The following is a 25,122-nucleotide window of genomic DNA, read 5'->3' as shown; positions in this document are numbered from 1 at the left end:
TCAGGGCATTTGTTATGTCGTTTTAAACACATGGACGACATCTTTTAATTCAGACGACATGTGACTCATCGTTTCAGCGATGCCGTTGATTTCTTGAATGGCGGCAAGCTGTTCTTCGACGTTCGCACCGGCTTCTTCGACGCTTCGCTGTGTCGAGACGGCGTTTGTCGACATATCTTCAACAGAGACGGCAACTTCAGTCGTATTGGCGCTCACTTCTTCTGTTGCTGCCGCAATCTCACTCATTTGACGGGACGTCTCTTCGATGACCGATACGATCTCACGGAACGCCTCGGCCACTTCTCCCATTTGCGATACCCCATTCTCCACATGTACGCTCGATTCTTCGAACGCCGATTCGACTTGCTCCGTGTCACGTTGAATGTCGCGGACGACGGTCTGGATTTGAATGGCGGATTGTTTCGATTCCTCGGCGAGTTTCCGGACTTCAGCCGCGACGACGGCAAACCCTTTTCCGTGCTCACCCGCACGTGCTGCTTCAATCGCCGCGTTTAAGGCAAGTAAGTTCGTCTGTTCCGTGATCGCCGTGATCGAACGGGTGATTTTCTCGATTTCAAGCGATTGGTTCGATAGACGGTTTACCATCTGTTGAGTGAGCTCGTTGGCACGGCGAATTTCTTGCATCCGTTTCTCTGCCAATTGAACGGTCTCAAGTCCACCGTTCGCCGCCTCAAGTGTATGTATCGTCTGCTCATTCACACCTTGTGAGGCCGCAGCGATTTGATTCAATCCATCCACCGCTTGATTGACGCCAATCGTTCCTTCTTCTGCTCGCTTCGAGGATCCTTGCGCAGCCACGTTCATCTCTTCGAACAACCGGGACACGCCTTGGGTCGTTGTCGCGACATGGTCTGTGCTTGCGTAAAGTTCTTCAGAATATGCAGTCACTTTGTCCGACGCTTCACCAACCCGACGAATCAAGCCGACCAGATTATGCTTCATTTCATTGAACGCCGTAACCAGGTCTCCTAGTTCATCGTTTGAGGCGACTTCGATATCTTCTCCAGTCAAATCCCCTTCTGCCATGATGCGTGCTTGACGACCGAGTCGATTGATCGGTTTTAGGAAAAGCCGTTGTAGCGCAAGTAAGGAAAGAATCCCGATCACGACACCACCAACACTGATGAGGAGCATCCAAAGGATTGAACTTTCTGCATCTGCTTGTACCGCTTTCGTCTCAGACTCGAGGAGCTCTCCTTTGTATTCGACAAGGTCGGTCACGGTCATGCGTACCCGATCCGTCGTCGGTGTCACACTCGTGTTGAGAACGGTTTTGAAGCCGATTTCGTCTTGTTGTTGACGAAGTTCGACGGCACGATTCATCTCACGGTCTAATAGCTCGTTAAATTTCTCCAAATCTCCCAACCAAGACAAGATCTTCTCATCTGAAGAAGATGCCTTGAGTGAAGCCATCAATTCGTCTCGTTGTTCTTGAACTCCCTGGAGACTGATGAGCGTCTTCGGATTGGCTACAAGCATATAGTAGTTCAAGTAGCGTTCGGCATCCGTCACCGCTAATGATAGATTCTCTGCAAGCAGCATCTCTTGCGTGCCTTCACTGAGGACCCGGTCATAGGCGGCAGTCGATTGTCTCAATTGATAAGATCCGAGCGCGCCGACAATGACGAGCGCAATGATCGTCGGAATGAGTGCGATGGACATCCGTCGTCTCAGGGACGAGCGTCCTTTCTGTTTCGTACCACTTCGTTTTATGGTCCAGCCTTTCCACTTCTTCATCGAGTTAATCAATCGTTTCACGTCCATGTCATTCGTTCTCCTTCATCTCGGATTTCTTCTCAACTTGACATTAATGCAAACGTTTTCACGAATCAAATCGATTTTTCGAAATGAGGTGGATAAATTTTGAATCCGATTCGTTTTGACAAAAAGAAGTCATCTTTATATGCTTTAAATCGTAATTATTACTTTTTTGAGAGGATTCTCTATGATTGTGGAACATACAAAGTTATTAATCATTGGTGCTGGTGTACACGGAATGACCCTCACCTTCACATAAACAAGGCGGGTATTTGGAGGATTTGATCATTGGCGATCGACTCACTGACCCGTTAGCGAACTGGAAACAACAAACGGTATCCATCTCCATGTTGCATCTGCGTTCGACCCGAGTGCATCACGATTCTTGGTCCGTTCTCAAGAGCCATCTATGGTGGACAAGAGGCCGCTCGAAGAATCCTCCCCCAACTTCTAGCCACACAAAAAAGCGTCTGACCATGATGGTCAGACGCTTACTTGCTTATTCCTCAAATGAGGCATTCGCTTTTTTCACGACTTCCGAAACTGCGCTTCGGTTGAAACGGAGAAGCGATTGATCGCATTTCAAAACGACATGTGTGTCTTCGATTTGATGAACGACGCCGTGTAAACCGCCGATTGTGACAACGCTGTCGCCACGCTCGAGGGCGTTTTGCATCGCTTGTACTTCTTTTTGGCGTTTCGTCTGTGGACGAATCAAAAGGAAGTAAAATACGACGAAAATCAAGATCATTGGTAATAACGCAACGAGTGTTTCCATGAGTAACATTCACCCTTTCCTTCAATATCAGGTTCATTATACCGTGAAACTGAAGCATTGTCACACAATGTCCGACATGATTGCTTAGAAATTCTTCGCGTTCGGCTTGTTGTAGCCGTATTCTTCGAAGAACTCTTCTTTGAAATCGAGCAAGCGGTCTTCACGAATCGCTTGACGAACCTGCTCCATCAACTTCACGAGGAAGTGAAGATTGTGTGTCGTACACAAGTGAAGACCAAACATCTCATCCGCACGAATCAAGTGGTGGACGTACGCACGCGAGTAGTTCTTACACGTATTACAGTCACACTTCTCGTCGATTGGACCAAAGTCCGTCTTATATTTCGCTTGTTTGATCGTGACGCGACCTTTCGACGTCATGAGCGTTCCGTTTCGTGCAATACGTGTCGGAAGGACACAGTCGAACATGTCGATTCCGCGAATCGATCCTTCAATCAACGCATCCGGTGAGCCGACGCCCATCAAATAACGCGGTTTGTTCTCTGGCATGAGCGGCGTCGTGAATTCGAGGGCACGATACATGACATCTTTCGGTTCACCGACCGAGAGACCACCGACCGCATATCCTGGAAAATCAAGTGAGACGAGGTCTTGGGCGCTTTGACGACGAAGGTCCTCATATTCTCCACCTTGGATGATGCCAAAGAGCGCCTGGTCTTCTGGACGTTCATGTGCCTCGAGGCAACGTTCCGCCCAGCGGCTCGTCCGCTCGACCGACTTCTTCATGTATTCATGCGTCGCCGGATAAGGCGGACACTCATCGAATGCCATCATGATGTCCGATCCGAGCGCGTTTTGAATCTCCATCGCCTTTTCTGGTGACAAGAACAACTTGTCTCCGTTCAAATGGTTACGGAAATGTACGCCTTCCTCTTGGATGTTTCGGAGGTCGGCCAGTGAGAACACTTGGAATCCACCCGAGTCCGTGAGGATTGCCCCGTCCCAGTTCATGAACTTATGAAGTCCACCGGCTTGTTTGATGACCTCATGTCCTGGACGAACCCAAAGGTGATACGTGTTCGACAAGATGATGTTCGCACCCATCGCCTTGACCTGTTCAGGTGCCATCGTTTTGACGCTCGCTTGCGTCCCGACCGGCATGAAGACCGGTGTCTCGAACGACCCGTGCGGCGTATGGACGATTCCGTGCCGCGCTCCGGTCTGTTTGCATGTGTGGATGTGTTCGTATGTGACTGCATGTTTTGTCATTTTGTTACTTCCTTCCTCGTGATGAGCATCGCGTCTCCAAAGCTGAAGAAGCGGTATCGTTCTGCGACCGCAGTCCGATAAGCGTGTAAGATGATGTCGCGCGTCGCGAATGCCGAGACGAGCATGACGAGCGTTGATTTAGGGAGATGGAAGTTCGTGATCAATCCATCGATTGCCTTTAACTCAACACCAGGGTAAATAAAGATATCCGTCCAGCCCGATGACTCGACGAAGTCCCCGTGATCTCGCATGATCGTCTCAAGCGTGCGCGTCGATGTCGTCCCGACCGCAAAGATGCGACCGCCATTCGCTCGAATCTCTCGAAGCGCAGCTGCCGATTCAGCCGACAACTCGAAATATTCACTATGCATCGTATGTTCCTCGATAGAATCAGCCGTCACCGGACGGAACGTCCCGAGGCCGACGTGAAGTGTGAGCGGGATCAACCGGACACCTTTCGCTTTGGCCGCTTCAAGCAGTTCCTCAGTGAAATGAAGACCGGCTGTCGGAGCGGCCGCACTGCCTCGTTCACGGGCATAGACCGTCTGATAACGGTCTTGGTCATCGAGTTGTTCGCGAATATACGGCGGGAGCGGCATCGTTCCAAGCTCGTCTAAAATCTCATAGAAGATGCCGTCGTAGTCAAACTTGAAACGACGTCCACCTTCTGGGAGCTCCTCGACGCATTCTGCGCGGAGAAGACCGTCCCCGAACTCAACGATGGAGCCGACACGAACTTTTTTCGCCGGTTTGACGAGTGCTTCCCATACATCATCTTCCGTCTGCTTCAACAAGAGCAGTTCGACTTTCCCGCCTGTTTCTTGCTTTGCCCCAAAAAGGCGTGCCGGTAAGACGCGCGAATCGTTGACGACGAGCGCATCCCCCTCGTTCAAATAATCGAGCACGTCACGGAAGTGGCGATGCTCGATGTCCCCTGTCTCGCGGTCTAATACGAGCAAGCGTGAGCTTGTCCGATCAAGCAATGGGACTTGCGCAATCAACTCTTCTGGCAATTCAAAATCATAATCGTTTACGTTCAATTGAATGTCTTGCATACCTTACTCCTCTTCCTCTTCATAACCAAAATGCGACTTGGCAAACTGTGTGATCATCCGTCCTCGCGGCGTGCGCTGCAAGAATCCTTGTTGCAATAAATAGGGCTCGTAGACATCCTCAATCGTCTGAGCGTCCTCACCGATGGTCGCAGCGAGCGTCTCAAGCCCGACCGGTCCACCTCCGAACCGCTCCACCATGGCTCTTAGTAACCGATGATCGACTTCATCGAGTCCGAGCGCATCGACGTGTAGCCGGTCGAGCGCATCAGATGCGAGCACTGGATCGATTTCTTTCGTACCAGCCACTTGTGCGAAATCACGGACACGACGCAAGAGACGGTTTGCAACTCGTGGCGTCCCTCGTGAGCGTTTCGCAATCGCACCGCTCGCCTCAGGTGAAATCGAGAGACGGAACAACTGGGCCGTCCGGCTGACGATGGCCGCTAACTCATGTGTTTCGTAATATTCGAGCTTCAACGTGACGCCGAAACGGTCACGTAAAGGCGCCGACAACATCCCGGCCCGTGTCGTCGCCCCGACAAGCGTAAACGGTGGTAGGTCGATGCGGACGCTACGAGCCATCTCCCCTTGCCCATAGACGATGTCGAGACAGTAGTCTTCCATCGCCGGATAGAGGATCTCTTCAATCGTCCGGCTCAAACGATGGATCTCGTCGATGAACAAGACGTCTCCCGGCTCGAGTGTCGAAAGGATTGCGGCCAAATCACCCGGTCGTTCAATTGCCGGTCCGGCGGTCGTCTTAATTCCGACGCCCATTTCGTTGGCGATGATTTGGGCGAGCGTCGTCTTCCCGAGTCCCGGGGGACCGTATAAGAGCACGTGGTCGAGCGTCTCACTACGAAGTTTAGCGGCCTGAATGAAGACCGACAAATTGCCTTTCGCCTTTTCTTGCCCGATATATTGCTCGAAGCGCTGCGGACGTAAGCTCCACTCTTCAGAGTCTTCATATTGCTGATGAGATTGTGACAACAATCGTTCGTCCATAGCTTCCTCCTTATTTCAGTAACAGCTGTAGCGCGCGTTTTATGTACGCGTCGGTCGTCAATATTTCTCCGCTCAATGCTTTGCGGACTTTTAGGATTTCCCGTTCAGAGTAGCCGAGCGCGACGAGCGCCTCACACGCCTCATCGAGTTCAGATGCACCTTGGGCAAACAACCCTTCGTTCGGCACATAATCCGGTGCGAGCTCGGATAACTTCCCTTTCAAGTCGAGCGCCATCTGTTTGGCCGTCTTCTTGCCGACTCCCGGGAATTTCGTCAAATACTTCTCGTTCTCGGTTTCAATCGCATCGATCAAAGCGTCGATATCGCCGGACGCGACGATGGCAAGCGCACCTTTTGGTCCGATCCCGTTCACGCTGAGGAGTTTATTGAACAGCTCACGCTCACGACGTGACCGGAAACCGTATAACGTCTGTTGGTCTTCACGCACATAATGATGCGTAAACACGATTACATGTTCGTCTTGTTCACGATAAAAAAACGGGTTAGGCACATGTACTTTGTAGCCGACGCCCGAGACATCTAACGTTATATATTCCGCACACACATAGGCGACGGGTCCTTTTACGAATTCAATCACGATGTACTCTCCTTTTTGGTCGGAAAAACTGCATTTATTGTACCATAATGGGCGACACGAAAAAAGGACAGGCGTTTACCTGTCCTGAAGCGATTACCGTGCAAGCATTCGTTCAAGTGCGCGTTTCGACCACTCTGTCGTCTCATGATCGACGCGAATGACGTTCACAGGGTCCGTCTCGAGTGACTCGAGCGCCCAGAGAAGATGTGGCAAGTCGATTCGATTCATCGTGAGGCACGGACACATGAATGGGTTCAACGAGACGATATCAAGATGTGGGTACGTTGCCGCCAACCGGTTGACGAGGTTCATCTCCGTTCCGACCGCCCACTTCGTCCCAGGTGCACTCGCATCAATCTTGTCGATGATATATGACGTCGATCCCGCCTCGTCTGCCAATTGGACGACGTCAAACGTACACTCCGGATGGACGATGATGCGACGATCCGGCTCACGGTCACGGAACGTCTGAATTTGCGATACCGTGAACTTCTCATGGACAGAACAGTGTCCCTTCCATAAGATGACTTTCACTTGATCGTCTTCGCCTTCTGAGACCAATTCTTCACGGAGCGGATCCCAAACAGCCATCGCCTCGAGCGGAATGCCGAGGTCGAACGCCGTGTTCCGCCCGAGATGCTGATCGGGAAGGAATAAGATGCGTTCACCTGCCTCAAGCGCCCACCGGACGATTTCATGGGCGTTCGACGATGTGACGGTCGCCCCACCGTGACGACCAACGAACGCTTTGATGGCCGCTGTTGAATTGACGTATGTAATCGGGATGATGTCCTCTCCAAATCGTTCCGTCAGTTCTTCCCAAGCAATCTCCGTCTGATCGATATCGGCCATGTCTGCCATCGAACAGCCGGCACGCATATCAGGTAAGACGACAATCTGGTCGTCCCGTGTCAACATGTCTGCCGTCTCTGCCATGAAGTGGACACCACAAAAGACGATGAATTCGGCTTCGCTCATCTGTTCTGCGAGTCGTGCGAGCTGGAGCGAATCCCCTGTCGCGTCCGCGAATTGAACGACCTCGTCTTTTTGATAATGATGGGCCGGTAAAAAGAGACGAGTCCCGAGTCGGTCTTTGACCGCCTGAATCCGAGTCTCCATCTCCTCCACTGACAGGTTAGCGTACGTCGGTGGGAGTGTTCCGAGTAGTTGCATCTTTCATTCCTCCTTGTAAATTCAAACTGCAATCGAACGCGCGGACCGAATGAGTCAATTGACCGAGCGAGATGACATCGATGCGAATGCCTCGATAATCGTCAATCGTGTCGAGTGTGATCCCACCAGACACTTCAATTTTGATGTGTGTCGGTATATGACGGACCCATTCCCTCAATTCATCTGGCGTCCGATTATCAAGCATCACGATGTCCGGATCGGCTTGAACCGCCTCCATCAGATGTTCGAACGACTCGATTTCGACTTCAATCGGGGTCGTATGACCGACACGCTCACGCGCGACTTGAATCGCGTTCGTTACACCACCCAGTGCGACGATATGATTGTCTTTGATCATGACGGCGTCATCGAGTCTTAAACGGTGATTGTATCCCCCACCGACACGTACGGCGTACTTCTCAATCATCCGAAGTCCCGGAGTCGTCTTCCGTGTATCGGTCACGTGTATCGAGTCATCATCTAGCGCATCGATGCACTGCTTTGTCATCGTCGCAATCCCACTCATATGTTGGATGACATTCAACAGCACACGCTCCGTCTCTAAAATTGCGCGTGTCTTTCCTCTCAAGACGACGAGCTCGTCTCCAAGGACAACCGCTCTCCCGTCTTCTTGGCAAAAGACCAATTCAAGCCGCTGCATAGTTGCCAGCTCTTCTACGATTGGCTTCCCACAGAAAATGCCCTGTTCTTTGGCAACAATCGTTGCGATCGACTCGTCCTGTGCATCAATCAGCGCACTCGATAAGTCCCCATAACCGATATCTTCAATCAAGAACTGACGTAGCTGTTCGCGTAGGTATATCGTGTTCATCATACCGCTCCATTTCGAGGATGCTTTGCGCGAGAAGACGCGCCGCATCGAGTTGTAAAGTTTGTTCACTTAATTGTCTTGTCACGTGTTTCGTCATGGTCAACGTTTGGGTATTTTGTAAGAAACCTTTCAATTCATCAAGACTTGGTGAAATCGTCAACCATCTTCCAATTTGAGCACGGAACGCTTGAAACGCCAAAGGTGAGATGTCGTACACCAGCGTCTCCTTCGTCACCATAGCCGTCCTATTCAAACGCACCGCCCGCGCGACTCGTTTTCCAAATACCCAACATTCCAAAAGTGAGTTCGAGGCTAAACGATTCGTCCCATGTATACCCGCATCCGCTACTTCACCGACGGCATATAATCCGTCAACGCCTGTCCGTCCCATATCATCCACTTCGATTCCACCCATATGAAAATGGAGACCTGGACGTACCGGAATGCGGCGAGGATCAATCCTAAGTTTGTCACATGTCAAAGCAAGTTTTGGAAACCGTTCACGAAGCCGTGTCACGTTTGTCGTATCGAGATAGACCGTTCCCATCCGTTCTGTCAGTACCCGTGCCACGTCATCTCGAGGCGCGAGACTCCCGAGCGGATGATGCGCCATCACGTGATTCCCTTCGTCATCAACGAGCGTCGCTCCAGCTCCCCGGAGCGCTTCGGTCACGAGGTGAGGCGTTTCGGTCGCCAGTAAGGTGGGGTGAAATTGGATCCGCTGTAAATGTGTCAGCTTGGCCCCACATCGATTTGCCAGAACGAGACCATCACCGGTCACGGTACGCGCGTTTGAAGTCCAATCGATCAGCCCACCGATGCCACCTGTCGCCAATACGACAGCGCCGGCTTCAATTCGAATGGGCACTTCATCACGAAACGCCATCGCGCCGACGACTTTCCCGTCTCTCGTGATGAGATCGTGCACGAGCACCCGTTCCAATACGTTCACGTTATCAGGCATCGACTGACGCAATTGCCTCATGACATGACGTCCCGTCTCGTCGCCACCGACATGAAAGATCCGATTCAATCGGTGTGCGCCTTCTCGTCCGAGGGCATAGCCGCCCTCTTCACGGTCGAACCGGACACCGAATCGTTCCATTTCTTCAATCGCTTGACGCCCTTCTTCTACGAGAATGTCGACGCGCTCAGCGCACGATGTGTTTTTAGAAGCGAGCATCGTGTCTTCTTTATGGGCCGTACTCGATTTCTCAAGATACGCGCTCGCAATCCCGCCTTGTGCCAAATCGGAGTTGCTGTCTGTCATCTCACCTTTTGAGACGAGAAGAATGGAGAATGATTTTGATAGATGCAAAGCCGTTGCGACGGCGGCAAGTCCCGTTCCGATAATCAAAATGTCAGTTTTCTCTATGTGTAAAGACACTTGTACATCACCTGTTTTTCATATGTAATGTTGACTTGTAAACTAGTTTCGCATAATTTTGTGTAGAAGACAACATGAGAAAAGGGGAGTCCATGATGAACCGCTACTTCGACTACGCCGCTACACACCCGATGACGCATGCAGCATTAGACCATTACGTGGCGATGGCCAAAAACGTTTATGGGAACCCATCATCACTCCATACCCAAGGTTATATGGCAGAAGATTATTTGACAGAGGCAAGACGCTTGATCAAACAGGCGCTCGGGCTTGATATGTTACGAGGAAAATTATTATTCACCGGAAGTGGATCGGAGAGCAATTACATCGCACTGACAAGTTTACGTAAACGGATGAAGGGCAAAGAGGTGATCACGTCTTGGCATGAACATGATTCGGTCGCCCTCTTACTTGAAGAGTGGGAACGGGAAGGAATAATCGTTCATCGGTTGAAACTGAAGGATGGGAAGTTTGATTTAGATGCATTCACACACCTACTCGACCGTGACATCGGGCTCGTCACGCTCCAGCATGTCAATTCCGACACAGGCTGGGTGTTACCGCTCCACCACATCCAATGCCTCTTGAAATATAAGAAAATCCTCTTCCATGTGGACGGGGTCCAGGCACTCGGGAAAATCCCGATTTCTGTCGAAGGCATTGATGCCTATTCGTTCAGTGCTCACAAAGTAGGTGGACCGAAAGGAGTCGGCGCCCTCTACATGGAACGTCTGATTCCTCCCCCATACTATCCGGGGCATCATCAATACGGGATTCGTCCCGGAACGATTGACGTTCCTGGAATCAGTGCCTTTGCAAAAGCACTCGGAGAACGTCAGGAACAATTGACACGTTTTCAGAGAAATTTCATGGCGTTTCGTGCTATCTTGAAAGAGAAGACGTCAGCGCATGTCCATTGGCTCGAGTTTGATGAACAAAGTCCCGCCATTTTCTCCTTCGTCTCCCATCAACGCGACGGACAATGGTGGATGACCGAGCTCGACGATCTCGGGTTCCAAGTATCGGCTGGGTCGGCATGTCGAGCAGGTCAAAATGGACCAAATCGCATGCTCGAAGCACTCGGATATGAGACGAGCGCCTGTCATGGACTCGTCCGCATTTCCTTCGGCGCGCAAACGACCGCCGAAGACACATCGGCCCTCGCCGATGCCATCGTCATTTTAGCAAGGGGAGTCGAACATCATGAACAAACGTTTAGCCGGTGAAGAACGCCGTCGCACACTATTACAATTGATTGAATCGAGCAATGAGCCAATCACAGGATCTGAACTGGCAAGACATGTATCCGTCAGTCGTCAGGTCATCGTCCAAGACCTATCGTTGCTAAAAGCGAAAGGCCATCAAATCGTCGCGACCGCTCGTGGGTATGTCTACTTGCATGGAGACCTCACCCCCTCCACCTATTCGAAAAAGGTAGCCTGTCGTCATACAGCAGAAGAGATGGAGACGGAGATGAACGCCATCGTCGATGAAGGGGTCACCATAAAAGACGTCATCATCGACCATCCTGTATACGGGTCTATCACGGGACAACTCATGGTGAAGAGTCGCCGCGACGTCCGCGCCTTCCTCGAACGAGTGAAGACGCATGGGGCTTCCCCGCTCTCCCAGTTGACGGGTGGCTTCCATATCCATACGCTCGAATCAGACCATAAAGAGGCAATCGATGCTGCGGTGAAAGAATTGGACCGCCTCGGGATTCTCGTATCCGAATTAGATTGAAGAGACGTCACGAATATGTGACATCTCTTCTTTTTCTTTTCAGTCATGTCCGTTATACTGATGGATGGAACATCTTTCCTGAAATCATTTGAAAGGAGGGCTACGTCTTGAACGTCCTCGAGCATCTACTCGCCATCTGTGGGGTCTTCAGCATTCCCATCGGTATCTTGGTTCAATTCATCCCGAACGAACTCGTTCTCGCATACGGAGGCTTCCTCGTCGACTCGCATGACGCGCCCTTCTTCCTGACGTTCCTACTGGCGTGGGTCTCCTTCACGCTCAGCCAAATCGGTCTGTACTGGATCGGTCGATATGGTGGGCGTCCCGTCGCGCTCAAACTGTATCGGTATTTTCGAATTCGGCAAGACAAGCAACTCCGGGCCGAGCGCTGGTTTGAGAAATACGGTGCATGGATCGTCTGTCTCAGCCTGTTTTGGCGTCAATTATTCGCAGTGAGCGCCGGGGTGATGCGTCTATCGTTCCGTAAGTTTTTGTCGGTGACGACCTTGATTTTCGCCGTCTGGTCATTCATCTTCATCCATGTCGGGATGATGCTTGGTAGCAACTGGCGCATGATCGGCCACTTCATGGACGATGTCATCCCCTTCTTGGCTCTTGCTGTCGGGATTATCCTCGTCGTTCGACATGTTCGTCAGCAACCAAAACGTGTGAAAGAATCCGCTTAACTGGAGCGGATTCTTTTTTTGTTGGAAAGGGAAACGCTAATATCTGTCGAATAAGAACCATGTAAGCGAATCGCGGTCACACATATAGGACACCGCACAACGAAAAAGGAGGAATCATCATGTTCCATCGCCGTAAAACGTATACGATTCGACCTGAACGCCTGCAAGAATTCACCGACTTTTTCCATACATACATTTACCCGATCCAGGCGTCGCATGGCGCCCGCCTCGTCGGACGCTGGGTGACCGAAGACAAATCCGAGGTCATGGCACTATGGGAATACCGGGACCGTGAACACTATGAGCAAGTCGAGCGGGATTATCGTGGCAGTACGTTGCGACGAGACGCCATGAAACAACGGGCTCGCCTCGGAAAAGAGCTGTATATCAAGTCAAGCGAAGAGTTCATGATGCCGACCGGTCACTATACGCCGCCGCGTGCGATTGTCTGTGTGACAGCGTATATCACGAATGAGGCAGGTGAAGTTCTCCTCGTCAAAAACATGCATCGGAACGACTCGTTCGAGATGCCTGGCGGACAGGTGGAAGAACATGAGTCACTCGTTGATGCCATCCATCGTGAAGTGGACGAGGAAACGGGCGTTAAAATCGAGGTGGAAGGCATCACGGGGATCTATCAAAACGTGTCGTCCCGCGTTCTCTGTGTCACGTTCCGCGCGAAATATGTATCCGGTGACCTCAGACCGCAGGCTGGCGAGACACAGGAAGTTGGCTTCTATAAAGTCGACGCAATTAACGTCGGTGACTACATCAAACGGGAGCACTTCCAAATGCGCTTCCTCGATGCGATCGACCCGACATACATGCCTTACGCCATTTATAAAGTCCGACCATATGAATTGATTGAGCGAATTGAGCGCCAATCCGTATGACGCAAAAAGGGATGACTCGCATATAGCGAATCATCCCTTTTGTTTATGCTTCTTGCATGTCTTCTTGCTGAGATTGTCCAGTCTCCACTAACAGTTTCCGGACACGGCGTTTCTCCACATGGAGAACGGTGAACGTCATGTCTTGATACGTGACTTGTGCACCTTTCTCCGGGATGTCGCCGAGCAATTCAACGAACCAACCGCCCATCGTGTTGGAATCGACGTCTGGTTCTGCAATCCCCATCTCTTCCGCGAATTCATCAACGTTCATGTCAGCCATACACTCATAGACTCCTTCACGGAGACGTCTGAGATAGACGACGGATTCGTCGTGCTCATCCCAGATGTCGCCGACGAGTTCTTCAAGCATGTCTTCTAACGTGATGAGACCCGCCGTGCCCCCGAATTCATCGAGGACGACAGCCATGTGAGATTGTTTCTGCTGGAGAATCGGAAGTAGTTCAATCAATTTCGTCTGCGGTGACACGTACGTGAGCGGGCGGATGAGCGAACGGACATCCGTCACTTCATCCTTCATCATCGAACGCAAGAAGTCACGTTCCGACAAGACACCGATGACGTTGTCAATCGAGTCTTTGTAGACCGGCAAACGCGAATGTCCACCACTGAAAATCGTGTCCTTGATTTCATCGAGCGAATCGTCGATGTCGACGGCCAGAATATCAATTCGTGGCGTCAGCACATCGTCGACCGTAATATCGTTGAAGGCAAAGGCGCTATGGACGAGCTCAGCTTCCGTCTCTCCGAGCACACCTTCCTCTTCTCCCATATCCACGAGCACTTTCAACTCTTCTTCCGTCACTGACGGTTCTTTCGTACTCATCCCGAACAGACGGAGCACTAATTTTTTCAAACCGCCAAAAATCATCGTCACCGGTTTGAGGACTTTGACGAGGAATACAAGGATTCCACTAATCAGAAGCGAGTAATTCTCCGCAAACTCTTTGGCGAGCGACTTCGGCAAAATCTCACCGAAGATCAAAATGATGACTGTTGTCGCAAACGTCGAGATGACGAGACCTGTCCCGCCTGAGAAGATGCTCGTGGCGATGGCGGTCGAGACGGTCGCGGCACCGATGTTGACGATGTTGTTCCCGACGAGAATCGTCGAGAGGGTATCATCAAAACGATCGACGAGACTGAGGACACGTTTTGCGGCATTGTCGCCATCCTCTGCCATCCGAATCATCCGGACCCGGTTCACACTCGAGAGCGCCGTTTCTGCTGATGAGAAAAACGCTGACAACATGACGAGAACTACATATAGAATTAAACTTGACGAGGGCACAGGGTCCACGTTAGCTTCACACTCCGTTTCTTCTTAACAAGTAATTTTTTTTATTCCACAAACTCGAATTCGAAGTCGAGGATTGCCACGACACTACCGTCCTCGGCACCCAACTTACGAAGATCGTCATCGACGCCCATTTGACGCATTTGACGAGCAAATCGTTTGATCGACTCATCATGATCAAAGTTCGTCATCTTGAAGAGCTTCTCGATACGAGGGCCCGTGATCACGAAGCGATCGTATTCATCGATGTGGATTTGATAGCCTTTCTCTTCCTTCTCATAACGATACACGACACGAGGCGTCGCTGTCTTCTCTTCGAGCTCATCGAGTGGGAATTCTGGTGTCGTATCGACAAAGTTAGCCACTTCGATCAACAAGTTGCGAAGACCGTCTTGAGCGAGTGCTGAGATCGGGAAGACTTTGACATCGTCTCCTACCTTCTTCTTGAACTCTTCAAGATGTTCCGCTGCGTCCGGCATATCCATTTTGTTCGCCACGACGACTTGTGGACGCTCAAGGAGACGTAAGTTGTACGACTCGAGCTCACGGTTGATCGTCGTGTAGTCTTCAAACGGATCGCGTCCTTCCATACCACTCATATCGATCATGTGAACGATAACTTTTGTCCGTTCGATATGGCGAAGGAACTGGTGACCGAGACCGACGCCTTGGCTCGCCCCTTCGATGAGACCTGGAAGGTCGGCCATGACGAAACTACGGTCGTCCGCTGTCTTGACGACACCGAGGTTCGGTGTGATCGTCGTGAAGTGGTACGCACCGATTTTCGGGCGTGCCGACGAGACGACCGAGAGAAGCGTTGACTTCCCGACAGACGGGAATCCGACGAGACCGACGTCTGCGAGGAGTTTCAACTCGAGACGCAACTCACGTTCTTGACCTGGTTCCCCGTTCTCCGCGATTTCTGGAGCCGGGTTGGCAGGCGTCGCAAAACGACAGTTCCCGCGACCACCACGACCACCTTTCGCGATCGTCGCTTGTTGACCGTGCTCGGTCAAGTCCGCAATGACGGTATCCGTCTCGGCATCGAACACGATCGTGCCAGGTGGGACTTTGACGATGAGCGGTTTCGCTTTACGTCCGTGCATCCCTTTGGACATCCCTTTTTCGCCATCATGGGCGATAAATTTCTTCGAATAGCGGAAATCAACGAGCGTCCGCAATCCTTCCTCTACTTCAAAGATGACGTCCCCACCGTGACCACCGTCACCACCTGCAGGACCACCGTCTGGAACGTATTTCTCGCGACGGAAAGCGACCATCCCTTTTCCGCCGTCTCCAGCTTTTACAAAAATATTAACCTGATCGACAAACATTTATTTCCCCTCCTTTATGTGAAACGTAGTGGTATCTACGTTCTGTTCGTACACATAGGCTGATGCCTTCACATCGTCCGGGACAGCGCCCGTGACGCGAACCATCAGTCCGTCCGTGAACGTCACATGAATCGGCCCATCCGTGTTGTCTAACAAGCGGACAAGCATCTCTGCCACTCGCGCGTCATCGATGGCGAGTTGGTCGGTTGAAATCGTATACGTCATCCGTCCCTCCCAATTCGCTTGAATCACGACTAGGCTCGTCTGTGGCACGTTCAAACGAACGAGCGCACTCTCTTCGTCGGCCTGTTTCCGATAGCGTTCGTAAAGTTCCTCGAGCTTAGTCGGATCGAGAGCCACATAGAGTGAGATCAATTGAAGCCGATTCATCCATTCGTGACGGACGGTCGATAAGAGCTCGAGTGTCTGTTCTGAATCCATTTGATCCTCTCCTAGAAAAAAAGACTCTAACCAAATAAGTGGCTAGAGTCTTCTGCGTCGTTCAACTTACGCGACTGGGTAAACGCTCACTTGTTTCTTGTCGCGACCAAGACGCTCATAGCGTACTACGCCGTCAACTTTCGCAAACAAAGTGTCGTCGCCACCACGGCCAACGTTTTCACCTGGGTGAATCTTTGTACCGCGTTGGCGGTAAAGGATTGATCCAGCTGAAACTGTTTGTCCGTCAGCGCGTTTTGCACCGAGACGTTTCGAAATTGAGTCACGACCGTTTTTAGTCGAACCAACTCCCTTTTTCGAAGCGAAGAACTGAAGGTTCAATTGTAACATGAGGTCCACCTCCTATTGTTCAATTTGGATATATTCACCGTAGCTTTGGGCGATCGTGTCTAACTGCACGAGCATCCCTTCTAATAACAGTTGGGTGCGTTCCATATCCTGCGGTGATAAGTCAGGATACGTCTCGACATAAAAGTAACCACCCTCTGTTTGATCTGCCATTTCTACAAGAAGCGATTGACCCGCAAGCGTTTCGACGGCGTTATAGGCACCAAAGATGATGGCTGAAACACCGGCGCACACCAAGTCAGAACCAGGTTCTGCAAAATTGGCATGACCAGTCACTTCGACGGAGCGAATCGAATTCGCCTCGTCTCGTCTTACCTTGACCCGAATCATAGCTTACGCTTCGATTTTCTCGATGCGAACTTTCGTGTAAGGCTGACGGTGACCTTGCTTACGACGGTAGTTTTTCTTAGCTTTCATTTTGAAGACAGTGATTTTCTTAGCGCGGCCGTGTTTTACCACAGTACCGACAACTTTAGCGCCTTCTACGAGTGGAGCGCCGACTTTAACATCGTCACCACCAACGAAAAGAACCTCACCGAATTCTACAGTACCTTCGACATCAGCATCGAGTTTTTCGATGTAGATCTCTTGACCTGCTTCAACTTTGATTTGCTTACCACCTGTTTTGATGATTGCGTACATATACGTGCACCTCCTTGTTAAACTCAGACTCGCCATCCTGGGCAGGGCAAAAACCTTTAAAAACCCGTTCTGTGCGGTTGTAGCCATTTGGGTGCTTCCAAACGAACTAACGTTATAGATAATACCATTCTCAATTAATCATTGTCAACGACGAGATAAGAAATTCTGACATTCTTCGGACGTCCCATAAAAGACGAACTCCGGCTCCCCTTCGACGAGGTGCACCTCGATGTCAAATCCGTACCAAGAAGCGTCATGCCACTTCTTAGGGAGTGCGAGCACGACCGCTTCGTATTGATCATTCAAATCAAGGAGCGACCGTTCAAACTGTGAGAAGATGGCCAATTTTGAAGGCTTGCCGGCATGAAACATCCGGTCTTGAATCGAGCGACCGGTCCGTTCTCGCGACATCTCGAACAGCCCCATCCGTGTGAAACCGTACAGTTCGACACGTCGTGGGTCACGCGCCCCGAGTTCTTTCGTCTTTTTAAGGAGACGGGTCTGTCCTTCTTTTGAACCTCGTAAGAAATCGATGACGATCATGCCGCCGATGTTTCGCAGGCGCAACTGCTCCATGATTGAATAGAGCGCGGCTTCATTGATGGTATCGGCCGCACGCCCCTTATCTTTGACGGCGACATTTTTGCCACTGTTCACGTCGATGACGGTCATCGTCTCGACTTGTTCGATCAAGACGAACGCCCCACCATCCAACCAGACGGCACGACTCTCCAGTTTCTCGATGGCTCCATCGAGACGTTTCGCTTCAGGCATCCGCCCTTTTCCGATATGACGTTTCACCGGGACATCCAATCGTTCGAGTCGCGTTTGCCCTTCTTTGTCATTCAACAGCACGGACTCGACTGCATGACGTCTCACGAATTGTTCGCATAGTAGCTCGTCTTGCCCGAACCGTTGCTCGATCACTATGGTCGAACGGTTACGCAATCGATTCAGTTCTTCCTGTAACGCTTCCGGGGCCACTTGTCCGGCTTCCGTCCGAAATAAGACTCCTTCCTCTTCCTTTAAGTCGAGCGCCTTTGAGAGGCGGTCCTGCGTGACGAGGTCGAGTTTCCGGCTGAACAGTTGCCGACGTCCAAATGGGAAATACACAAGATATCGCCCACCGAATCGAATGTTCTCTGTCACTTTATGATGCTTGCCGTTGATTCCTTCTTTTGTCACTTGGACGAGTCGCTTTTCTCCGACGACTGCCGCTTGCCCGATGGCGGGCACTTCCGGATACGAGGCGAGCGCACGGAGCGTCTCTGCGATCGGGAGAAAGTATGTCGTCTCCCCATCCGTCAAAAAGGCTGCCCCGAGTGACGGGTGGATCCTTTCAATTGCGGCTTCGACGATGGTCCCGACAGACAGTTGGTCGACAAACCGTTCCTCGACTTCGAGTAATCGTTCGCCGTCCACGAGCATCGCCCGTTCGATGGAAGGTGTTCGTTCGTAGATTAGCTTCATCTGCATCACTCCTTTCGACAGAAAAAGGCAACTTCCGTTGCCTTTACGCTTTTTTCATTCCAAATTTCATCATGAGTCGTGCCCAGAAGCCGACCGGTGCCGTCTCCGTCTGAATCGACATGAGCGGGACCGATTCGCCAAGAATACGGCGCGTGATGTTCCGGTAAGCCTGCCCGGCATAGTTGTCCGGATTCATCGTGACCGGGACACCGCGGTTCGCGGCTGCGATGACTTCCTCATCGTCGATGACGACACCGAGTAAGTCAATCGACAGGATGCGCATGATGTCATCGATGTCGAGCATGTCGCCCGATTCGACGAGATGATTCTTGACTCGGTTGACAATCAGTTTAGGCGCATCGATATGTTCCGCTTGCTCGAGCATCCCGATGATTCGGTCTGCATCTTGAACCGCCGCCTTTTCAGGTGTCGTGACGACGATCGCCTCATCCGCACCGGCAATCGCGTTCATGAACCCTTGCTCGATTCCAGCAGGACAGTCAATCAAGACGAAATCATATTCCGTCTTCAACTGGTCAACGATTTCTTTCACTTGTTCAGGATTCACTGACGTCTTGTCTTTCGACTGTGCGGCCGGGAGTAAATACATCTCCTCGAAGCGTTTGTCGCGGACGAGCGCCTGATTCAACTTACATTGACCCGTGATGACATCGACAAGGTTATAAATGCTCCGGTTGTCGAGACCGAGAATGATATCGAGGTTACGCAATCCGATATCTGTATCGACGAGACAGACCGAGTGTCCAGACAAGGCGAGCCCCGTCCCGATGTTGGCGGTCGTCGTTGTCTTGCCGACGCCCCCTTTTCCTGATGTCACGACGATGGCTCTGCCGTTTTTAACTTCTTTTTCTGTATGTACAGGCTCCACTACTTGCTCCATTCCACTCACCCTCTCTGTAATTCCATTGCATATGCGTCTTTCAGACCTGTCATGACGTGGCGGAGACGTGTCATCTCAATCCCATCACTCGTCTGATACGCACAACCCATCTCAATCTCAGGAAGTTCTTCCCCGTCATCGGCTGTGAGTACATGTTCGCCGATTGCTAAAAACTTCGGATGGAGCAGGCTCGCGGTGATGACCGCTTCTTCCCATCCTTCGACACCGGCGCGTACATTTCCTCGTATCGTCCCTAAACAATAAATACTTCCTGTCGCCCGGACCTCTGACCCAGGATTGATATCCCCGATCACGAGCACAGAACCGTCAAACGTCAAGACTTGCCCACTCCGAATCGTCCCGCTGTGATAGTGGAATGTCTTTCTGCCGTACGTCGCTTTCGCTTCTTCTGTCAACATGACATCGCTCGACAAGTCTTCAATATAAAAAACGCCATGACGAGCGACGACCTCACGAATTTGACGTGACAGCTCCTCGTCAATATAACGAGTACCCGCGTGCAACTTCAGGGCAATCTTTCCGGACGGCGGCTCCATTTCTTGTAATGTCGCTTCTAAGTCCGTAAGCACCTCGTCGATGCCACTCTTCGGATTGAAGTGAATGGCAATGCCGTTGCGATGTCCTTTAATCGTAATGTGTCGTTTACGCTCCATCATGGCTACCCTCTTTTCGCAACAGGGCGTGTCGTCACATAACGCGTCATCGGATAATAAAGAATCACGATGGCGATGGCATTGACGAGCATCGTCCCTGGAATCTGTTCAACCAATAGTGTTTGAATCGTCATCAACGTCCCACCAATCGCCGCCATGATCCCGTAAATCGCAAAGGTGAAAACGAGAATCATAAACGTGAACGTAATGGTGACGGAGAAGAAGTTCTCACCTATATATTTTAACACGAAGCTGGCTAAGAGAGGAATGAGTGAAAAAGTAAATACATAGATTCCAATCAGGTCGGTGTAGACGATATCATACAGCAGTCCGAAGACAAGCCCAAACCCGAGTGCCGTCTCCCATCGACCGTACAGACTGACAAACATCAACCCGATCAGCGTCAACAAAAGAAACGGCGTGGCGTAGTGCCAAGAAAAAATCGATGCCCATGTTCCTTCAATAAGAAAAAGGAGGAACAGGGCGATGAACACTTTCATGTTACTCACCCGCTGCTCCTCCTTCCTCGGGACCCGTTAAAAACGGTTCGTCTAGTGTCCGATCAATCACGTACATTTGTGAGAACTCATTGAAGTCGGCCTCCGGTTTAATCCGGGCGACTTGTGAGACGCCATATTCATCCGTCTCGATCGATTCGATCGTACCGATGACGAGTCCAGCCGGATAACGTCCACCGAGTCCGGACGTCGATACGATTTCTCCTTCTTTCAGCTTGACGCTATTCGATACTTTTGTGAAGAACAATTCATTCGTCTCCGTGTCGAATCCGTCTACCGTCCCATACGTCGGTTTGCCGTCCGCATCTTTGACCACAGCCGAGACGTTGTTCGTCCGGTTGTTGTCGCTGAGCAGTTGAACTTGCGACGTATAAGCACTCGTCTGAATGACACGACCGACCATCCCGCTCGCCGCGGTCACGGCCATGCCCTTTTCAACGCCGCGTTCTGAACCGACGTTGATGGTGACGTAGCGTTGCCAATCGTTCGGTGTCCGACCGATGACCTCCGCCGGAATGAGGTCGAAGTCACGTAACGACTCGTCTCTTGCTTCGACCATCTTTCGAAGCTCCTCATTCTCACGGCGCAAATCATCCGCTTCAACCGATACCTCGGCGTACTTCGCCAAATGTTCTTTCAGCTGGCGGTTCTCTTCGTAGATATCGCGGACATCTGAGATGGACGAGACCGTTGAGTCCATCCACCCGATTGGTACCGCGAACACTCGCTGGAACGTGCCGACCACATCACGCGTGACATCTTGGTACCAGGCTGATTCCGATCGTCCTCGAATCGAAACACCTAAAATGACGAAAAACAAGATCAGTACAATTAGCGTGATGATGAGCTTTTTATTACGTACGAATCGGCTCATCGTGTCTCACCTCTCATCGACGTGACGAGATGCCTGATTTCGAACGGAGGACGTCCATCATTTCAAGAGATTTTCCAGTCCCGACCGCTACGCAGTCGAGTGGCTCATCCGCAACGAGTGTCGGGATGTGTGTCTCGTCTGAGATCACGTCGTCCAAGTTTTTGAGGAGGGCGCCGCCGCCAGTCAAGACGATTCCGCGGTCCATAACGTCAGCCGCAAGTTCTGGAGGAGTTTGCTCAAGCGTTTGTTTGACCCCTGCTAAAATCGCTTCGACTGTATCAGAAAGAGCTTCACATACTTCTGCAGACGTGACTTCGATTTGTTTTGGAAGTCCTGTTACGAGATCGCGACCACGGATTTCCATCTTCTCCGCTTCGTTCGATGCATCGATGCGCGCCGAACCGACTTCCATTTTGAGCGTCTCAGATGTACGTTCCCCGATCATGAGGTTGTACTTGTTCTTGATGTAACGAATAATGGCATCATCCATTTCGTCACCACCGACACGAATCGATTGGCTTGTCACGATGCCGCCGAGTGAGATCACTGCGACTTCGGTCGTACCGCCACCGATATCGACGACCATCGAGCCAGTCGGTTCCCAAACTGGGAGACCTGCACCGATTGCTGCCGCGAACGGTTCTTCGATTGTGTATGCTTCACGAGCGCCTGCTTGTTTCGCAGCGTCTTCCACGGCACGTTTTTCAACAGACGTGATACCGCTTGGGACACAAATCATGACGTTCGTCTTCGATGAGAACAAACCGCCTTTTGATTTTTGAGCTTGCTCCATGAAGTATTTGATCATCGTCGCTGTCGTTTCGAAGTCAGCGATGACGCCGTCTTTCATCGGACGACGTGCAGAGACGTTCCCCGGAGTACGTCCAATCATATCTTTGGCCTGGTTCCCAACGGCCTCAATTCTACCTGTATCTGTGCGGAACGCCACGACGGACGGTTCACGAACAACAATTCCTTGACCCTTTACATAAACGAGCGTGTTAGCCGTTCCAAGGTCGATTCCGATTTCTCGGTTAAAACTACGAAACATAGGTGTTGCTCCTCTCTTCATTACACTATTTTTTATTATAACGGAAAAATCATGTTTGAAAACGTTCATTCGATTACAGGTTATTTACAATAACCGCATCTCAGTCCTGTCTCACCGTCTATTAGTTTGCCTTCTTTTCGGCAAAAAGGCAAATCAAAAAAGCAGACGCAAGTGAGCGTCTGCCTAAGGAGAGAACGGTTACAATCCCGGTTGGAGCGGAAGCAGTAACATCGCTCCGTAAAAGAATACCGAGAAAATCAACACCGGCCGAAAGAAGCGGGATGGCTTGAGTCGGGTCGCTCCTGCCAAAAAGCTCGATGTCGTCACGACGAAAATGTAAATTCCGATGTACATGAGCAGGAGGCGGACGAGTACCGTCCAGATGCCGAGTTGATTGAGTTCATTGAAAGAGAGCACGATCATACCGAGATAAGCGATGAGCGATAGAATCCCTACGCCGACACCGACGAGCGGTGAGACGCGGTCGAGCCAGTGGTCCTGATCGAACCGCATAAATAGCGCTGTGCTCACAAATAAAAACAGGATGAACACAACGATAGAGAAGATGGTTGGTTCTAGATGTATATAACTCACAAAAAGCGATAATACGACCATCAGTATCCAAATTATTTTTTCCATAAAAACACCTCATTTGTTTTCTAATCAACATCCAGATTCGATTAGAGAAACTATCTTCATTCAGACAATTCATTCGAATGTTGTGATTTCTCTTCTCGTTCGTGAAAAATCATGCAAAGAGCTAAAATCAAACAAATCAATCCGCCTAACCCAGTCGTGATCAAGGACAATTGCTCATCAAAAAAAGCTTTACTAACTCCTAAGAAAATGAGAAACACCCAACCAATCACATTCCATATTGTAATACGCGACATTCGGTAACCTCCTATGTACAAACTTACGCACCATTATTTCTACGCTTTTCAAATTCTACACTTCCATTCATCGTTTTCCAAGTATATCCAAAATTTAATGGGGTTAGAGTGTCAAATTAATGAATGTCCCCAACGCCTATTACTACTACCGAGTATCGAACGGCTCCATAGCTCTAGAATCTTACACGGACGAGAACAAAGAAGAACATGTATCACCTTAGTCCATCAGTTTTTTCTATTCATTGTATTCTAGACTTCTATGAAAATGTGAATGAAATCCAAAAAAGCAGACATCACGATGCCTGCTCTCTACTCCTTACCCATTCATATATCCCCGCTGCTTCATGCTGACGTAGTGGTCCTCCCCGATGATGACGTGGTCGAGACAGGCGATGCCGACGATATTGCCTGCTTCGACCAATCGTTCAGACACCTCGATGTCTTCCCGACTTGGGGTCGGGTCTTATCAAGAGTAAACTATTAAAAATCCATTAAAATCAATACTTTCACTTTGAGAACATGTATTTAAAGTAAATAACAATTAAAGCCTGTATCTTAGTTATCACTTGAGATACAGGCTTTTTATTTATTCGTTCATATAATTAAACAGTTTGCCTAAAAAATCATCGCTAATGGTTAATTGATACTGTTTTTCAACGAGATTTCGAAGTTCCATAACGAGAAGCAAAGAGTTCTTATAGGCTTCATATAGTTCTAATTCATTTAATCGGGCAGTAGTCTTTTTAAACTTTTCATAGTTTTCAGGACTAATTTCTTTTTCAAGATTCTTTGTCATATTAAACCAATTATCGGCATTTTCTTCCGCAATTCGAATGAGTTGTAGTATATTTTTTTGTAATTGAGATAAAAGTTCCAGTGAACGTGCATTTTCCCCTCTTTTAAGAACATTAATCCCCATTAACCATAGGTTGGAAAAATTATTCAATAAAAAATTTACGTTTTCTTCTGTAAGTCTATTTGGTCCCGGACCTTCCAACTCTGATAAATACAATTCTAGTTGTCCTGTTTCATCATAAATAAACATTGCTTTTGTGTCAGGAATGTAGCCTGATTCTTTGAATGAAGGAATAATATTCATTTCGTTTTCGGAAAGGAAATGAAATTCACCACGTATTAGATTTTCAAAAATTACTACTTCCGTACCGTACTCATTTTGATAGAGTAAAGTGTAGGAAGCGACTTCATTTAGCCATTTTGCTGAATCAAAGGTGGAAATTGTATCATCTTTTAGAAAAACGTAATATTCTATATCAGAGTATTGATCTCCCTCTCCTTTTGTAAAAGAGCCATACATCATACAAGCAGATATTCGTTCATCTGACTGGACAAGTTCCTTAACCCTTGCCATTAGTTCCTTTTGTTTTAACAATTCGATTCCTTCTTTCTTTATTTTGATTCAGGGAGAAATAAAAAATCCTCCCAAATAATGTTGGAAGGATTAGTCATGTCACTTTTTAAGGACT

28 protein-coding genes, 1 pseudogene and 1 other annotated feature are annotated in these 25,122 nt (G+C 49.9%); of the genes and pseudogenes, 4 read left to right on the top strand and 25 right to left on the bottom strand.

What is annotated here, in order from left to right; translation table 11 throughout:
* Nucleotides 1–12 precede the first annotated feature (12 nt).
* From BV910_RS05145 to BV910_RS05105, 9 genes are all read right to left on the bottom strand, one after another.
* Nucleotides 13–1,785: a methyl-accepting chemotaxis protein gene (locus BV910_RS05145; protein ID WP_078146572.1), complete on the bottom strand. Its 1,773-nt coding sequence runs from the start codon at nt 1,783–1,785 to the stop codon at nt 13–15.
* Between the two features lie 493 nt (nt 1,786–2,278).
* Nucleotides 2,279–2,557, bottom strand: a complete 279-nt coding sequence (gene yajC, locus BV910_RS05140; RefSeq protein WP_078147908.1) for a preprotein translocase subunit YajC — start codon at nt 2,555–2,557, stop codon at nt 2,279–2,281.
* Between the two features lie 84 nt (nt 2,558–2,641).
* A complete protein-coding gene (gene tgt, locus BV910_RS05135; protein WP_015881169.1) occupies nt 2,642–3,787 on the bottom strand; it encodes a tRNA guanosine(34) transglycosylase Tgt in 1,146 nt (381 codons plus the stop codon).
* Entirely contained in the window at nt 3,784–4,842 is a 1,059-nt protein-coding gene (gene queA / locus BV910_RS05130; RefSeq protein WP_015881168.1) for a tRNA preQ1(34) S-adenosylmethionine ribosyltransferase-isomerase QueA, read from the bottom strand. Before queA ends, tgt begins: the two co-directional genes overlap by 4 nt.
* Before the next feature lie 3 nt (nt 4,843–4,845).
* Complete coding sequence (gene ruvB, locus BV910_RS05125) at nt 4,846–5,847, bottom strand: Holliday junction branch migration DNA helicase RuvB (RefSeq protein ID WP_078146571.1); 1,002 nt, start codon at nt 5,845–5,847, stop codon at nt 4,846–4,848.
* Between the two features lie 10 nt (nt 5,848–5,857).
* Nucleotides 5,858–6,445, bottom strand: coding sequence for a Holliday junction branch migration protein RuvA (gene ruvA, locus BV910_RS05120; RefSeq protein ID WP_078146570.1), 588 nt, complete (start codon nt 6,443–6,445; stop codon nt 5,858–5,860).
* Nucleotides 6,446–6,538: 93 nt separating this feature from the next.
* Complete coding sequence (gene nadA / locus BV910_RS05115; RefSeq protein WP_078146569.1) at nt 6,539–7,618, bottom strand: quinolinate synthase NadA; 1,080 nt, start codon at nt 7,616–7,618, stop codon at nt 6,539–6,541.
* Nucleotides 7,581–8,450 carry a carboxylating nicotinate-nucleotide diphosphorylase gene (gene nadC, locus BV910_RS05110; RefSeq protein ID WP_078146568.1) on the bottom strand — a complete coding sequence of 290 codons (870 nt, stop codon included), beginning with the start codon at nt 8,448–8,450 and terminating at the stop codon, nt 7,581–7,583. The genes nadA and nadC overlap by 38 nt, the downstream gene beginning before the upstream one ends.
* Nucleotides 8,404–9,837 carry an L-aspartate oxidase gene (locus BV910_RS05105; protein ID WP_078146567.1) on the bottom strand — a complete coding sequence of 478 codons (1,434 nt, stop codon included), beginning with the start codon at nt 9,835–9,837 and terminating at the stop codon, nt 8,404–8,406. Before BV910_RS05105 ends, nadC begins: the two co-directional genes overlap by 47 nt.
* Before the next feature lie 95 nt (nt 9,838–9,932).
* Here BV910_RS05105 and BV910_RS05100 point away from each other — a divergent pair, with 95 nt between their 5' ends.
* The 4 genes from BV910_RS05100 (at nt 9,933) to BV910_RS05085 (ending at nt 13,159) form a co-directional block, all read left to right on the top strand.
* Nucleotides 9,933–11,063, top strand: coding sequence for a cysteine desulfurase family protein (locus tag BV910_RS05100; protein WP_078146566.1), 1,131 nt, complete (start codon nt 9,933–9,935; stop codon nt 11,061–11,063).
* A complete protein-coding gene (locus BV910_RS05095) occupies nt 11,041–11,580 on the top strand; it encodes a transcription repressor NadR (protein WP_074037482.1) in 540 nt (179 codons plus the stop codon). Before BV910_RS05100 ends, BV910_RS05095 begins: the two co-directional genes overlap by 23 nt.
* 107 nt (nt 11,581–11,687) lie before the next feature.
* Nucleotides 11,688–12,266, top strand: coding sequence for a DedA family protein (locus BV910_RS05090; RefSeq protein WP_078146565.1), 579 nt, complete (start codon nt 11,688–11,690; stop codon nt 12,264–12,266).
* A 119-nt stretch (nt 12,267–12,385) separates the two neighbouring features.
* Entirely contained in the window at nt 12,386–13,159 is a 774-nt protein-coding gene (locus BV910_RS05085) for an NUDIX domain-containing protein (RefSeq protein WP_078146564.1), read from the top strand.
* A 43-nt stretch (nt 13,160–13,202) separates the two neighbouring features.
* Here BV910_RS05085 and BV910_RS05080 read toward each other — a convergent pair whose 3' ends face one another.
* From BV910_RS05080 to lnu(G), 16 genes and pseudogenes are all read right to left on the bottom strand, one after another.
* A complete protein-coding gene (locus tag BV910_RS05080) occupies nt 13,203–14,468 on the bottom strand; it encodes a hemolysin family protein (RefSeq protein ID WP_371328153.1) in 1,266 nt (421 codons plus the stop codon).
* 50 nt (nt 14,469–14,518) lie between these two features.
* Nucleotides 14,519–15,808 carry a GTPase ObgE gene (gene obgE, locus BV910_RS05075; RefSeq protein ID WP_015881157.1) on the bottom strand — a complete coding sequence of 430 codons (1,290 nt, stop codon included), beginning with the start codon at nt 15,806–15,808 and terminating at the stop codon, nt 14,519–14,521.
* Nucleotides 15,809–16,249, bottom strand: a complete 441-nt coding sequence (locus BV910_RS05070) for a Spo0B domain-containing protein (protein ID WP_078146562.1) — start codon at nt 16,247–16,249, stop codon at nt 15,809–15,811.
* A 66-nt stretch (nt 16,250–16,315) separates the two neighbouring features.
* Nucleotides 16,316–16,597: a 50S ribosomal protein L27 gene (gene rpmA / locus BV910_RS05065; RefSeq protein WP_015881155.1), complete on the bottom strand. Its 282-nt coding sequence runs from the start codon at nt 16,595–16,597 to the stop codon at nt 16,316–16,318.
* A gap of 12 nt (nt 16,598–16,609) precedes the next feature.
* On the bottom strand, nt 16,610–16,945 hold the full coding sequence (locus BV910_RS05060) for a ribosomal-processing cysteine protease Prp (RefSeq protein ID WP_078146561.1): 336 nt from the start codon (nt 16,943–16,945) through the stop codon (nt 16,610–16,612).
* Between the two features lie 3 nt (nt 16,946–16,948).
* The gene (gene rplU / locus BV910_RS05055; protein WP_015881153.1) at nt 16,949–17,257 is read right to left on the bottom strand and encodes a 50S ribosomal protein L21; all 309 of its coding nucleotides are present in this window, start codon (nt 17,255–17,257) and stop codon (nt 16,949–16,951) included.
* A 15-nt stretch (nt 17,258–17,272) separates the two neighbouring features.
* Nucleotides 17,273–17,346, bottom strand: a sequence feature (ribosomal protein L21 leader region).
* 55 nt (nt 17,347–17,401) lie between these two features.
* Nucleotides 17,402–18,727, bottom strand: a complete 1,326-nt coding sequence (locus BV910_RS05050; protein WP_078146560.1) for a ribonuclease E/G — start codon at nt 18,725–18,727, stop codon at nt 17,402–17,404.
* A gap of 43 nt (nt 18,728–18,770) precedes the next feature.
* On the bottom strand, nt 18,771–19,628 hold the full coding sequence (gene minD / locus BV910_RS05045) for a septum site-determining protein MinD (protein WP_015881151.1): 858 nt from the start codon (nt 19,626–19,628) through the stop codon (nt 18,771–18,773).
* Nucleotides 19,629–19,633: 5 nt separating this feature from the next.
* Nucleotides 19,634–20,302, bottom strand: a complete 669-nt coding sequence (locus BV910_RS05040) for a septum site-determining protein MinC (RefSeq protein ID WP_240499796.1) — start codon at nt 20,300–20,302, stop codon at nt 19,634–19,636.
* Between the two features lie 5 nt (nt 20,303–20,307).
* Nucleotides 20,308–20,802, bottom strand: coding sequence for a rod shape-determining protein MreD (mreD, locus tag BV910_RS05035; protein ID WP_049759982.1), 495 nt, complete (start codon nt 20,800–20,802; stop codon nt 20,308–20,310).
* A gap of 1 nt (nt 20,803) precedes the next feature.
* Nucleotides 20,804–21,694, bottom strand: a complete 891-nt coding sequence (mreC, locus tag BV910_RS05030; protein WP_047795500.1) for a rod shape-determining protein MreC — start codon at nt 21,692–21,694, stop codon at nt 20,804–20,806.
* Between the two features lie 13 nt (nt 21,695–21,707).
* A complete protein-coding gene (locus BV910_RS05025; protein ID WP_074037493.1) occupies nt 21,708–22,745 on the bottom strand; it encodes a rod shape-determining protein in 1,038 nt (345 codons plus the stop codon).
* Nucleotides 22,746–22,943: 198 nt separating this feature from the next.
* Nucleotides 22,944–23,384 carry a hypothetical protein gene (locus tag BV910_RS05020; protein ID WP_078146558.1) on the bottom strand — a complete coding sequence of 147 codons (441 nt, stop codon included), beginning with the start codon at nt 23,382–23,384 and terminating at the stop codon, nt 22,944–22,946.
* A 56-nt stretch (nt 23,385–23,440) separates the two neighbouring features.
* Nucleotides 23,441–23,638 carry a hypothetical protein gene (locus BV910_RS05015; RefSeq protein ID WP_078146557.1) on the bottom strand — a complete coding sequence of 66 codons (198 nt, stop codon included), beginning with the start codon at nt 23,636–23,638 and terminating at the stop codon, nt 23,441–23,443.
* 316 nt (nt 23,639–23,954) lie between these two features.
* Nucleotides 23,955–24,101: pseudogene (locus tag BV910_RS05010) on the bottom strand (JAB domain-containing protein); the annotation flags it as partial.
* A gap of 123 nt (nt 24,102–24,224) precedes the next feature.
* Nucleotides 24,225–25,028: a lincosamide nucleotidyltransferase Lnu(G) gene (gene lnu(G) / locus BV910_RS05005; RefSeq protein ID WP_002333496.1), complete on the bottom strand. Its 804-nt coding sequence runs from the start codon at nt 25,026–25,028 to the stop codon at nt 24,225–24,227.
* Nucleotides 25,029–25,122: the final 94 nt, after the last annotated feature.

The sequence above is a fragment of the Exiguobacterium sp. HVEsp1 genome (assembly GCF_002009685.1).
GTDB classification, from domain to species: domain Bacteria; phylum Bacillota; class Bacilli; order Exiguobacteriales; family Exiguobacteriaceae; genus Exiguobacterium; species Exiguobacterium profundum.
The sequence above is the reverse complement of the archived record's forward strand: the minus strand, read 5'-3'. Positions and strand labels throughout refer to the sequence as shown.